This is a genomic window from Streptococcus oralis subsp. dentisani (genome assembly GCF_002096615.1).
Classification (GTDB): domain Bacteria; phylum Bacillota; class Bacilli; order Lactobacillales; family Streptococcaceae; genus Streptococcus; species Streptococcus oralis_U.
Genome location: NZ_NCUX01000032.1, coordinates 398,056 through 411,526 on the forward strand (window position 1 = coordinate 398,056; position 13,471 = coordinate 411,526).

Sequence of the window (13,471 nt, forward strand, 5' to 3'; positions counted from 1 at the left end):
CTTTTCCTTTTCTATCTTTTTTATCCACATTTTTTAAACAAGCTTAAAAGTCTGAAATTACTAAATAGAAATCAGTTTTCCACAGAATTCACACACTCTATTATTTCTATTATCCTTCTAATACTAAAAAATAAATAAAGGAGAATCCATGATTCATTTTTCAATTAATAAAAATTTATTTCTACAAGCCTTAAATACCACAAAACGAGCAATTAGCTCAAAAAATGCTATTCCTATTTTATCAACTATCAAAATTGATGTTACCAATGAAGGTATTACTTTAATTGGATCAAATGGACAAATTTCAATCGAAAACTTTATTTCTCAAAAGAATGAAGATGCTGGTCTTTTGATTACTTCCTTAGGTTCGATTCTTCTTGAAGCTTCTTTCTTTATCAATGTGGTATCTAGTCTTCCAGACGTAACGCTTGATTTCAAAGAGATTGAACAAAAACAAATTGTTTTAACTAGTGGCAAATCAGAAATTACTCTAAAAGGAAAAGATAGCGAACAGTACCCACGAATCCAAGAAATTTCAGCAAGCACACCTTTGGTTCTTGAAACAAAACTACTCAAGAAAATTATCAATGAAACAGCTTTTGCTGCAAGTACGCAGGAAAGTCGTCCAATTTTGACAGGTGTCCACTTCGTATTGAGCCAACACAAAGAATTAAAAACAGTTGCGACAGACTCACACCGCCTTAGCCAGAAAAAATTGACTCTTGAAAAAAATGGAGATGATTTCGATGTGGTGATTCCTAGTCGTTCTCTACGCGAATTTTCAGCTGTTTTTACAGATGATATCGAAACAGTGGAGATTTTCTTTGCCAATAATCAAATCCTCTTTAGAAGCGAAAATATTAGCTTCTACACTCGTCTCCTAGAAGGAAACTATCCTGATACAGATCGTTTGATTCCAACAGACTTTAACACTACAATTACTTTTGATGTGGTAAATTTACGCCAGTCAATGGAACGTGCTCGTCTTTTATCAAGTGCGACTCAAAATGGTACTGTGAGGCTTGAAATTAAGGGCGGAGTTGTTAGCGCCCATGTTCACTCTCCTGAAGTTGGTAAAGTAAACGAAGAAATCGATACTGAGCAGGTGACTGGAGACGATTTGACTATTAGTTTCAACCCAACTTACTTGATTGATTCCCTCAAGGCTTTAAATAGTGAAAAAGTGACCATTAGCTTTATCTCAGCAGTTCGTCCATTTACTCTTGTGCCAGCAGATACTGACGAAGATTTCATGCAGCTCATCACACCAGTTCGTACAAATTAAGTGAAAGAGGTTGAGCCTAGCTCGCCTCTTTTATGATATAATCGAAAAAGAAAAGGAGAGTAATATGTATCAAGTTGGAAATTTTATTGAGATGAAAAAACCACATGCTTGCACCATCAAATCAACTGGTAAAAAAGCCAATCGTTGGGAAATTACACGTGTAGGGGCAGATATCAAAATCAAATGTAGCAATTGCGACCACCTTGTTATGATGAGTCGCCATGATTTTGAACGAAAAATGAATAAGATTATTGACTAAGAACCCTTAGTTAGAGAGTTAGCAAGTTTTCCCTTTTTGTGTTATAATGTTAGGGATTGAAATGAGAACGGAGAATGAGAAACTATGGCTTTAACAGCAGGTATCGTTGGTTTGCCAAACGTTGGGAAATCAACCCTTTTTAATGCAATTACAAAAGCAGGAGCAGAGGCAGCAAACTACCCATTTGCGACTATTGATCCAAACGTTGGAATGGTAGAAGTTCCAGATGAACGCCTACAAAAACTAACTGAAATGATTACTCCTAAAAAGACAGTTCCAACAACTTTTGAATTTACAGATATTGCAGGGATTGTAAAAGGCGCATCAAAAGGAGAAGGTCTAGGGAATAAATTTTTGGCCAACATCCGTGAAGTAGATGCCATTGTTCATGTTGTGCGTGCATTTGATGATGAAAATGTTATGCGCGAGCAAGGACGTGAAGACGCCTTTGTGGATCCACTTGCAGATATTGATACCATTAACCTGGAGTTGATTCTTGCAGACTTAGAATCAGTTAATAAACGCTATGCGCGTGTAGAAAAGATGGCACGTACGCAAAAAGATAAGGAATCTGTGGCGGAATTCAATGTTCTTCAAAAAATTAAACCTGTCCTTGAAGATGGAAAATCAGCTCGTACGATTGAATTTACAGATGAGGAACAAAAGGTTGTCAAAGGTCTCTTCCTTTTGACAACTAAACCAGTTCTTTATGTTGCTAATGTGGATGAGGATGTCGTCTCAGATCCAGATTCTATCGACTATGTCAAACAAATTCGTGAATTTGCAGCGACAGAGAATGCTGAAGTAGTAGTTATTTCCGCGCGTGCTGAGGAAGAAATTTCTGAGTTAGATGATGAAGATAAGCGAGAGTTTCTTGAAGCACTTGGCTTGACAGAATCAGGCGTTGATAAATTGACTCGAGCTGCTTACCACTTGCTTGGACTTGGAACTTACTTTACAGCTGGTGAAAAAGAAGTCCGTGCTTGGACCTTTAAGCGTGGTATGAAAGCTCCTCAAGCAGCTGGTATTATCCACTCAGATTTTGAAAAAGGTTTTATTCGTGCAGTGACCATGTCATATGAGGATCTAGTGAAATACGGATCTGAAAAGGCTGTAAAAGAAGCTGGGCGTTTGCGTGAAGAAGGAAAAGAATATATCGTTCAAGATGGCGATATCATGGAATTCCGCTTTAATGTCTAATAATATTTTACAAATAGTGTCAATTAGGTTGGAAAAAAATTCCAACCCTTTTGGCTTTTGAAAGGAAAATAAATGACTAAATTACTTGTTGGATTGGGAAATCCAGGGGATAAATATTTTGAAACCAAACACAATGTTGGATTTATGTTGATTGACCAACTAGCCAAAAAACAAAATGTCACCTTTACACACGACAAGATATTTCAAGCTGACCTAGCATCTTTTTTCCTCAATGGTGAAAAAATTTATCTTGTCAAACCAACGACCTTTATGAATGAAAGCGGGAAAGCTGTTCATGCTTTATTGACTTATTATGGTTTGGATATTGAAGATTTACTCGTTATTTACGACGATCTTGACATGGAAGTTGGGAAAATTCGTTTAAGAGCAAAGGGTTCAGCAGGTGGTCATAATGGTATCAAGTCTATTATTCAACATGTTGGAACCCAAGTATTTAACCGTGTTAAAATAGGTATTGGAAGACCTAAAAAAAGCATGTCAGTTGTTCATCATGTTTTAAGTAAGTTTGATCAGGATGACTATGTGGGTATTTTACAGTCTATTGACAAGGTTGACGATGCTGTAAACTACTATTTACAAGAGAGAAACTTTGAGAAAACAATGCAGAGGTATAATGGTTAAATGGTGACTTTATTAGATTTATTCTCAGAAAATGACCAGATAAAAAAATGGCATCAAAATCTGATAGATAAGAAAAGACAACTAATACTTGGTTTATCAACGTCTACCAAGGCTCTTGCAATTGCAAGCAGTCTAGAAAAAGAAAATAAGGTTGTGTTACTGACCTCGACTTATGGAGAAGCAGAACGAATTATCAGTGATCTTCTTTCTCTCTTAGGAGAGGAACTTGTCTATCCTTTTTTGGTAGATGACTCTCCTATGGTAGAGTTTTTGATGTCTTCGCAAGAAAAAATCATTTCGCGGGTTGAGGCCTTGCGTTTTTTGAGTGATCCGTCTAAGAAAGGGATTTTAGTTTGTAATATCGCAGCAAGTCGATTGATTTTACCCTCTCCGACTAGATTTAAAGAAAGTATTATAAGGATTGCAGTCGGTAAAGAATATGACCAACATGACCTTCTTCACAAATTAAAGGAAATCGGTTATCGCAAAGTTACTCAAGTACAGACTCAAGGGGAGTTTAGTATTCGAGGAGATATTTTAGATATTTTTGAAATGTCTCAGTTAGAACCTTTCCGAATCGAGTTTTTTGGTGATGAAGTTGATGGCATTCGTACTTTTGAAGTCGAGACACAATTATCGAAGGAAAATCAAACAGAACTTGCCATCTTTCCAGCTAGTGATATGCTTTTGAGAGAAAAGGATTATCAACGAGGTCAGTCAGCTTTAGAAAAGCAAATTTCGAAGACTCAATCGCCGATTTTGAAATCCTATTTAGAAGAAATTTTGTCAAGTTTTCATCAAAAACAAGTACATTCAGATAGTCGAAAGTTTTTGTCCTTATGTTATGATAAAACATGGACTGTATTTGATTATATTGAAAAAGATACACTAGTATTCTTTGATGACTATCAAAAATTGATGAATCAGTATGAAGCCTTTGAAAGAGAATTAGCACAATACTTTACAGAAGATTTACAGAATGGTAAATCATTTTCTGGGATGCAGTATTTTGCAGATACAGAGCAAACCTATAAAAAACAAAGTCCAGTGACCTTTTTTTCTAATCTGCAAAAGGGTTTAGGGAATCTCAGGTTTGATCACATTTATCAATTTAATCAATACCCTATGCAAGAATTTTTCAATCAGTTTTCTTTTCTTAAAGAAGAAATTGAGCGATACAAAAAAATGGACTACACCATTGTTTTGCAGTCTAGCAACTCAATGGGAAGTAAAACATTGGAGGATGTTTTAGAGGAATACCAGATTAAATTGGATTCTAGAGATAAGTCAAGTATCTGTAAAGAATCTGTAAACTTGATTGAGGGTAATCTAAGATATGGTTTTCATTTTGTAGATGAAAAAATTCTCTTGATTACTGAACATGAGATTTTTCAAAAGAAATTAAAACGTCGTTTTCGAAGACAACATGCTTCAAACGCAGAGCGATTAAAAGATTATAATGAACTTGAAAAAGGGGACTACGTTGTTCACCATATTCATGGAATTGGTCAATATCTAGGAATTGAAACAATTGAAATCAAAGGTATTCACCGTGATTATGTCAGTGTTCAATATCAAAATGGTGATCAAATTTCTATCCCAGTAGAACAGATTCAGTTACTTTCCAAATATGTTTCAAGTGATGGGAAACCTCCTAAACTAAATAAATTAAATGACGGGCATTTTAAAAAAGCCAAGCAAAAAGTTAAGAACCAGGTAGAGGATATAGCTGACGATTTAATCAAACTGTATTCTGAGCGTAGTCAGTTGAAGGGTTTTGCTTTCTCAGCTGATGATGAAGATCAACATGCTTTTGATGATGCCTTCCCTTATGTTGAAACGGATGATCAACTTCGTAGTATTGAGGAAATCAAGAGAGATATGCAGGATTCTCATCCCATGGATCGACTTTTAGTTGGGGATGTTGGTTTTGGAAAGACTGAAGTTGCAATGCGTGCAGCCTTTAAGGCGGTCAATGATCACAAACAGGTTGTCGTTCTAGTTCCGACGACGGTTTTAGCACAACAACACTATACGAATTTTAAGGAACGATTCCAAAATTTTGCTGTTAATATTGATGTGTTGAGTCGCTTTAGAAGTAAAAAAGAGCAGGCAGAAACACTTGAAAAACTAAAGAATGGTCAAGTCGATATTTTGATTGGAACGCATCGTGTTTTGTCAAAAGATGTTGTGTTTTCAGATTTGGGATTGATGATTATTGATGAAGAACAACGATTTGGTGTCAAGCATAAGGAAACTTTGAAAGAGTTAAAGAAACAAGTGGATGTCCTAACCTTGACAGCTACGCCAATCCCTCGTACCCTTCATATGTCTATGCTGGGAATCCGAGATTTGTCTGTTATTGAAACTCCTCCAACCAATCGCTATCCTGTTCAAACCTATGTTTTGGAAAAGAATGATAGTGTGATTCGTGATGCTGTCTTGCGTGAAATGGAGCGTGGAGGTCAAGTTTACTATCTTTACAATAAAGTTGACACGATTGATCAGAAGGTTTCAGAGCTACAGGAGTTGATTCCAGAGGCTTCGATTGGATATGTTCATGGACAAATGAGTGAAATTCAGTTGGAAAACACTTTATTGGACTTTATTGAAGGACAATATGATATTTTGGTGACGACTACTATTATTGAGACAGGGGTAGACATTCCAAATGCCAATACCTTATTTATTGAAAATGCAGATCATATGGGCTTGTCAACCTTGTATCAATTAAGAGGAAGAGTTGGTCGTAGTAATCGCATTGCCTATGCCTATCTCATGTATCGTCCAGAAAAATCAATCAGTGAAGTCTCTGAAAAGAGATTAGAAGCAATCAAAGGATTTACAGAATTGGGCTCAGGATTTAAGATTGCGATGCGAGATCTTTCGATTCGTGGTGCAGGAAATCTTTTGGGAAAATCGCAGTCTGGTTTCATTGATTCTGTTGGTTTTGAATTGTATTCGCAGTTATTAGAGGAAGCTATTGCTAAACGTAACGGCAATGGGAATACAAGAACCAAAGGAAATGCTGAGTTGATTTTACAAATCGATGCCTATCTTCCTGACACTTATATTTCTGATCAACGACATAAAATTGAGATTTACAAGAAAATTCGTCAAATTGACAACCGTGTCAACTATGAAGAATTACAAGAAGAATTGATGGACCGCTTTGGAGAATATCCAGACGTAGTAGCCTATCTTTTAGAGATTGGTTTGGTCAAATCATACTTGGATAAGGTCTTTGTAGAACGTGTGGAGAGAAAAGAAAATAAGATTACAGTTCAATTTGAAAAAGTTACTCAACGACTGTTCTTGGCTCAAGATTATTTTAAAGCCTTATCCGCAACGAACTTAAAGGCAGCTATAGCTGAGAATAAGGGATTAATGGAAGTCGTATTTGATGTCCGAAACAAGAAGGATTATGAAATTTTAGAAGGTCTGCTGATTTTTGGAGAAAATTTATTAGAGATAAAAGAATCAAAGGAAGCTAATTCTCTTTGACGTTTTTCTTCTATAAAAGGGATAAAAATGGTACAATAATAATTTGAGGTAATAAAAATGAGATTAGACAAGTATTTAAAAGTATCACGAATTATTAAGCGTCGCACGGTCGCAAAAGAAGTAGCAGATAAAGGTAGAATCAAGGTGAACGGAATCTTGGCCAAAAGTTCAACGGATTTAAAAGTTGATGACCAAGTTGAAATTCGCTTTGGAAATAAGTTGTTGCTTGTTAAAGTACTAGAGATGAAAGATAGTACAAAAAAAGAAGATGCAGCAGGCATGTACGAAATTCTCAGTGAAACACGGGTAGAAGAAAATGTCTAAAAATATTGTACAGATGAATAATTCTTTTATTCAAAATGAACATCAACGTCGTCGTTACCTGATGAAGGAAAGACAAAAGAGGAATCGCTTTATGGGTTGGGTCCTTATTTTGATGATTTTATTGTTTATTTTACCAACTTATAACTTGGCTCAAAGCTATAATCAGTTATTACAACGCCGCCAGCAATTGACAGAGTTGAAAGAGCAGTACCAAACTCTTAGTGATGAAAAGGATAAGGAAGCCGCTTTTGCTGCAAAGTTGAAAGATGAAGACTATGTAGCAAAATATGCACGCGCCAAGTACTATTACTCAAAGAAACGAGAAGCAATTTATACAATTCCTGATTTGCTTCCGAGGTAATGTCATGGAAAATTTATTAGAAGTTGTTGAGCAGTTTTTAAGTTTATCAGATGAAAAATTAGAGGAATTAGCAACTAAAAATCATTTATTACGATTACAAGAAGAAAGGGAAGGGAAGAATGCATAAGTTCTTAGTAGTGTTATCACTACTATCTGTTTTTATCATAACTTCAAGAGTAGTTAGCACAGAAAAACAGCTTCCTTACTCTTCACAAGAAATTTATTATCTAACTGAGTCTGATCATGGATTTTACTATAAAGAAGTTCTTGAATCGCCAATGGTTTACGGAGAAACGGCTATCTATGCAAATGAGGATTTGATTAAGGAGTCTGGAAAATTGACTCCTGGAACCACCTTTAAAATCGTAGAATGGCGTTTGAATAGACAAGGTATTCCTGTTTTTAAATTAGATAATCACCAGTTTATCCTTGCAGATAAGCGCTTGGTCTATGATCAAAGTCAAGTTCAAACTCAAAATAGACAAGTATGGTTGGACCCGGGATTTGTCATCTATAACAGTCCTTATGGTGCTAAAGAAATTTCTTCATCCCTCTCTCCCTATCAACGCGTAACAGTAGATAGAACCCTCTTTGCTGAGGGACAAGAATTTCTTCATATTGATCAAGTTGGGTGGGTATCAAAAGAGTTCGTCTCAGAAGAAGACAATCGTATCCAGAAGGTTCAAGAAGTTTTATCAAACAACTATCAGAATGAAAATTATTCTGTTTATGTTAAACAGCTGAGTACAGGAAAAGAAGCTGGGGTGAATGAAGACAGCAAACTCTATGCAGCTAGCATCTTGAAGCTAGCCTATCTTTATTACGCTCAAGATAAGATAAATCAAGGGGAATATACGCTGAACAGTAACTTCAAGTATATCCCAGAGGTAAATAGCTTTCCCGGATCCTATAAACCAGAAGGTAGCGGTAGTTTACCTAAAACAGGAGACAACAAAGACTACAGCCTCCAGCAATTAATTACCAAGGTAACAAAGGAGTCTGACAATGTTGCTCATAATATTTTGGGTTATTATGTGACCAATCAGTCTGACGGGGCTTTTAAAGAAAAAATGTCCACCATTATGGGTGAAGATTGGGATGTGAATGATAAATTGACTTCTTCAAAAATGGCTGGAAAGGTCATGGAAGCTATTTATAATCAGAATGGCTTTGTACTAGAGTCTCTAAGTAAGACGAATTTTGATAACCAACGAATTGCGAAAGGTGTTTCGGTTAAGGTAGCTCATAAAATTGGAGATGCTGACGAGTTCAAACATGATACTGCCATTGTCTTTACAGACTCACCTTTCATTCTCTCTATTTTCACTAAAAATTCTGATTATGACACCATTGCTAAGATAGCTAAGGATGTCTATGAGGTTCTAAAATGAGGGACCGGGATTTTTTAAATCATTTTCTCCAAAAAGAGTATTTCAAAAAACATTCTAAAGTTGTGTTGGCTCTGTCTGGTGGACTGGATTCAATGTTTTTATTCCAGCTATTGTCTACTTATCAAAATGAGTTGGGAATTGAGCTGATTTTAGCACATGTCAACCATAAGCAAAGAAGGGAGTCTGACTGGGAGGAAAATGAACTAAGGAAGTTAGCTGATGCAGCTGGACTTCCTATTTATATCACAAGTTTTTCAGGAGAGTTTTCAGAGGCGCGTGCTCGAGAGTTTCGCTATGATTTTTTTAGAAAAATCATGAAAGAAACAGGAGCAACCGCTCTTGTAACAGCACATCATGCTGATGATCAGGTTGAAACGATTTTGATGCGCTTGATTCGAGGGAGTCGGTTACGTCATTTAACAGGGATAAAAGAAAGTCAAGTAGTTGATGGAATTGAAATCATTCGTCCCTTGTTGCCTTTTCATAAAAAGGATTTTCCACCAATTGTTCATTTTGAAGATCAAACAAATCAGGAAAATACCTATTTTCGCAATCGCATTCGAAATAGGTATTTACCAGAACTTGAAAAAGAAAATCCTCGTCTTAAATCTGCTCTTTTAGATTTAGGAAGGGAAATTTCAGATTACCAAGCAGCAATAACGGAGCTTTCGAAACAAATTGATGTGGAAGATTTGAATGAGCTATTTTCATACTCTCAACAAACTCAAGGAATCTTGCTCCAGAACTATCTTAATCAATTTCCAGACTTAAATCTGACAAAGGCTCAGTTTGCTGAAGTTCGACAGATTTTAACAACGAAAAGCCAGTATCGTCATTCTCTTAAAAATGGCTATGAATTGATAAAAGAGTATCAGAATTTTCGAGTTTGTAAAATCAGTCCTCAGGCTGATGAAAAGGAAGATGAACTTGTGTTACACTATCAAAATCAAGTTCGATATATGGGTTATTTATTTTCTTTTGGTATCTCTATTGAAGGGAATTCTGTTCAAAAAGTAACGGTTTCACGGGAAACATCTGTACATATTAGATGTCGAAAACCTGGCGATGTTCTTATCCTGAATGGGCATCGAAAGAAACTGAGACGTTTGTTTATAGATTTGAAAATCCCTATTGAAAAACGAAAAACAACCCCTATTATTGAGCAATTTGGAGAAATTGTCTCAATTTTGGGAATTGCTATCAGTGATTTGAGTAAAAACACGAAAAATGATATAATGAACACTGTACTTTATATAGAAAAAATAGATAGGTAAAAAGATGTTAGAACACGATATTAAAAAAATCCTCGTTTCACATGATGAAATTACAGAAGCAGCTAAAAAGCTAGGTGCGCAACTAACAAAAGAATATGAGGGGAAAAATCCAATTCTTGTTGGAATTTTGAAAGGATCGATTCCTTTTATGGCTGAATTGGTCAAACATATTGATACGCATATTGAGATGGACTTCATGATGGTATCTAGCTACCATGGTGGAACAGCAAGTAGTGGTGTGATCAATATCAAGCAAGACGTAACTCAAGATATCAAGGGAAGACATGTTTTATTTGTAGAGGATATCATCGATACAGGTCAAACTTTGAAGAATTTGAAAGATATGTTTATTGCAAGAGAAGCAGCTTCTGTTAAAATCGCGACTTTGTTAGACAAACCAGAAGGACGCATTGTTGAAATTGAAGCGGATTATACTTGCTTTACTATTCCAAATGAGTTTGTAGTAGGTTATGGTCTGGACTATAAAGAAAATTATCGTAACCTTCCTTATGTTGGAGTATTGAAAGAAGAAGTTTATTCAAATTAGAAAGATCTATCTTTAATGAAAAAACAAAATAATGGTTTAGTTAGAAATCCATTTCTATACTTGTTAATTATCTTCTTCCTTGTAACAGGGTTCCAGTATTTTTACTCTGGAAATGCTGCTGGAAAAAGTGAAAAAATTAACTATACAGAATTGGTAAAAGAAATTACAGCCGACAATGTAAAAGAATTGACCTATCAGCCAAATGGTAGCATCATTGAGGTGTCTGGTGTTTATAAAAATCCTAAGACTAGTAAAGAAGAAACAGGAATTCAATTTTTCACTCCTACAGCTACAACAGTAGAAAGATTCTCAAGTACTATTCTTCCGTCTGATTCAACAGTTTCAGAATTGCAAAAACTTGCTTCTGAACATCAGGCTGAGGTTACAGTCAAACATGAGAGTTCAAGTGGTATGTGGATCAATATCCTTGTTTCTGTTGTGCCATTTGCTATTCTCTTCTTCTTCCTATTCTCTATGATGGGAAATATGGGAGGAAATAATAGTAGAAATCCAATGAGTTTTGGACGTAGCAAGGCCAAAGCTGCTAACAAAGAAGATATCAAGGTACGATTCTCAGATGTTGCAGGTGCCGAGGAAGAAAAACAAGAATTAGTCGAAGTTGTTGAATTCCTAAAAGATCCAAAACGATTTACAAAGCTTGGTGCGCGTATTCCTGCGGGTGTTCTTTTGGAGGGGCCTCCCGGGACAGGTAAAACCTTACTTGCTAAGGCAGTTGCTGGAGAAGCAGGAGTTCCATTCTTTAGCATCTCAGGATCTGACTTTGTAGAAATGTTTGTCGGAGTTGGTGCAAGCCGTGTTCGTTCTCTTTTTGAGGATGCAAAAAAAGCAGCACCAGCCATTATCTTTATCGATGAAATTGATGCTGTTGGTCGCCAACGTGGTGTCGGACTCGGCGGAGGAAATGATGAACGTGAGCAAACCTTGAACCAACTCTTAATTGAGATGGATGGTTTTGAGGGAAATGAAGGAATCATCGTTATCGCTGCAACGAACCGTTCAGATGTTCTAGATCCAGCTCTTCTCCGTCCAGGACGTTTCGATAGAAAAGTCTTGGTTGGTCGTCCTGATGTTAAAGGTCGTGAAGCAATTTTGAAAGTTCACGCTAAAAACAAACCTCTAGCAGACGATGTTGATTTGAAACTAGTTGCCCAACAAACCCCAGGTTTTGTGGGAGCTGACTTAGAAAATGTTCTAAATGAGGCAGCCTTGGTTGCAGCCCGTCGCAACAAGTCAGTCATTGATGCTTCAGATATTGATGAGGCAGAGGACAGAGTGATTGCTGGTCCATCTAAGAAAGATAAAACAGTATCACAAAGAGAACGTGAATTGGTTGCATATCACGAGGCTGGACATACAATTGTTGGTTTAGTCTTGTCAAATGCCCGTGTTGTTCATAAAGTGACCATCGTGCCACGTGGACGTGCAGGCGGATACATGATTGCACTTCCTAAAGAAGACCAAATGCTTCTTTCCAAAGAAGATATGAAAGAACAATTAGCAGGTTTGATGGGTGGTCGTGTAGCTGAAGAGATTATCTTTAATGTCCAAACTACAGGAGCTTCAAATGACTTTGAACAAGCTACACAGATGGCGCGTGCAATGGTCACTGAATACGGTATGAGTGAAAAACTTGGCCCAGTTCAATATGAAGGTAATCATGCTATGTTTGGTGCACAAAGTCCTCAAAAATCAATTTCAGAACAAACAGCCTATGAGATTGATGAGGAAGTTCGTTCATTATTGAATGAGGCACGAAACAAAGCTGCTGAAATTATCCAATCAAATCGTGAAACCCACAAACTGATTGCAGAGGCATTGTTGAAATACGAAACATTGGATAGTACTCAAATTAAATCTCTTTACGAAACAGGAAAAATGCCTGAGACAGTAGAAGAGGAATCACATGCCCTATCTTATGATGAAGTAAAATCAAAAATGAGTGAAGAAAAATAACCCCAGAGAGGCTTTGCCTCTCTTTTTATGTGCCGTTGAGAGAGGAAGAAGTATAGAATAGAGAAAATAGACCATGGGTTCGTGCATTTTGTTAAACTAAATGCAGAAAGGAGAGGTCTATGAATCTGAAAGAACTATACGAAGAAAGTAAGGGGATTGTCCATAAGTGTCGCAAAGATTATCATCTACATCTGTGGGAGAAAGAAGACTGGGACCAGGAGGGGATGATGTGCCTGTATGAGCTGGTCAGTCACCATCCAGAGTTACTAGTTGGTGAACGTCGCCGATTATATGTGTGCTTTAAAACTAAATTCCGCAATCGCATCCTAGACTACATCCGTAAACAGGAAAGTCACAAGCGCCGTTTCGACAAAGAGCCTTATGAGGAGGTGAGCGAAATCAGCCATCGCCTAGGAGAAAAAGGACTGAGACTGGATGATTATTATCTCTTTCATGAGCTTCTAAAGAATTACAAGGCAAGTCAGGGGGAAGAAAAACAAGAACAACTAGAACGTCTGATGGGAGGAGAATGTTTCAAAGGACGCAAGGCACTTCTAGGAGAATTAAGAGTGGTATTGAGTGATTTTAGATAAACTGAAAATAGGCAAAAAAGATCTTGACAAAGTTTGAAAAGTAGGTATAATAGAAAGAGTTGAAAAACTCAAGGTCCGTTGGTCAAGGGGTTAAGACACCGCCTTTTCACGGCGGTA

13 protein-coding genes are annotated in these 13,471 nt (G+C 36.8%); all 13 read left to right on the forward strand.

Annotated elements, in window-relative coordinates:
• The first annotated feature begins 148 nt into the window (after positions 1–148).
• The 13 genes from dnaN (at position 149) to B7708_RS07135 (ending at position 13,354) form a co-directional block, all read left to right on the forward strand.
• On the forward strand, positions 149–1,285 hold the full coding sequence (dnaN, locus tag B7708_RS07080; RefSeq protein ID WP_084974748.1) for a DNA polymerase III subunit beta: 1,137 nt from the start codon (positions 149–151) through the stop codon (positions 1,283–1,285).
• Between the two features lie 64 nt (positions 1,286–1,349).
• Positions 1,350–1,544, forward strand: coding sequence for a DUF951 domain-containing protein (locus B7708_RS07085; RefSeq protein ID WP_000285177.1), 195 nt, complete (start codon positions 1,350–1,352; stop codon positions 1,542–1,544).
• 84 nt (positions 1,545–1,628) lie between these two features.
• On the forward strand, positions 1,629–2,744 hold the full coding sequence (gene ychF / locus B7708_RS07090; RefSeq protein WP_084974750.1) for a redox-regulated ATPase YchF: 1,116 nt from the start codon (positions 1,629–1,631) through the stop codon (positions 2,742–2,744).
• Positions 2,745–2,816: 72 nt separating this feature from the next.
• Positions 2,817–3,386 carry an aminoacyl-tRNA hydrolase gene (gene pth, locus B7708_RS07095; protein WP_084974752.1) on the forward strand — a complete coding sequence of 190 codons (570 nt, stop codon included), beginning with the start codon at positions 2,817–2,819 and terminating at the stop codon, positions 3,384–3,386.
• A complete protein-coding gene (gene mfd / locus B7708_RS07100) occupies positions 3,387–6,890 on the forward strand; it encodes a transcription-repair coupling factor (RefSeq protein ID WP_084974753.1) in 3,504 nt (1,167 codons plus the stop codon).
• 57 nt (positions 6,891–6,947) lie between these two features.
• Positions 6,948–7,214, forward strand: a complete 267-nt coding sequence (locus B7708_RS07105) for an RNA-binding S4 domain-containing protein (protein WP_001234975.1) — start codon at positions 6,948–6,950, stop codon at positions 7,212–7,214.
• Complete coding sequence (locus B7708_RS07110) at positions 7,207–7,575, forward strand: septum formation initiator family protein (RefSeq protein WP_084974755.1); 369 nt, start codon at positions 7,207–7,209, stop codon at positions 7,573–7,575. Before B7708_RS07105 ends, B7708_RS07110 begins: the two co-directional genes overlap by 8 nt.
• Before the next feature lie 4 nt (positions 7,576–7,579).
• Positions 7,580–7,702 (forward strand): SP_0009 family protein, encoded by a 123-nt coding sequence (locus B7708_RS10150; protein ID WP_000429345.1) that lies wholly within the window; start codon positions 7,580–7,582, stop codon positions 7,700–7,702.
• Entirely contained in the window at positions 7,695–8,966 is a 1,272-nt protein-coding gene (locus B7708_RS07115) for a serine hydrolase (RefSeq protein WP_084974757.1), read from the forward strand. The genes B7708_RS10150 and B7708_RS07115 overlap by 8 nt, the downstream gene beginning before the upstream one ends.
• Positions 8,963–10,240: a tRNA lysidine(34) synthetase TilS gene (tilS, locus tag B7708_RS07120; protein ID WP_084974759.1), complete on the forward strand. Its 1,278-nt coding sequence runs from the start codon at positions 8,963–8,965 to the stop codon at positions 10,238–10,240. The genes B7708_RS07115 and tilS overlap by 4 nt, the downstream gene beginning before the upstream one ends.
• A gap of 4 nt (positions 10,241–10,244) precedes the next feature.
• Positions 10,245–10,787 carry a hypoxanthine phosphoribosyltransferase gene (gene hpt, locus B7708_RS07125; protein WP_084974761.1) on the forward strand — a complete coding sequence of 181 codons (543 nt, stop codon included), beginning with the start codon at positions 10,245–10,247 and terminating at the stop codon, positions 10,785–10,787.
• A 15-nt stretch (positions 10,788–10,802) separates the two neighbouring features.
• Positions 10,803–12,761, forward strand: coding sequence for an ATP-dependent zinc metalloprotease FtsH (gene ftsH / locus B7708_RS07130; protein WP_084974763.1), 1,959 nt, complete (start codon positions 10,803–10,805; stop codon positions 12,759–12,761).
• 119 nt (positions 12,762–12,880) lie between these two features.
• Positions 12,881–13,354, forward strand: coding sequence for a transcriptional regulator (locus B7708_RS07135; protein ID WP_084974765.1), 474 nt, complete (start codon positions 12,881–12,883; stop codon positions 13,352–13,354).
• Positions 13,355–13,471 lie beyond the last annotated feature (117 nt).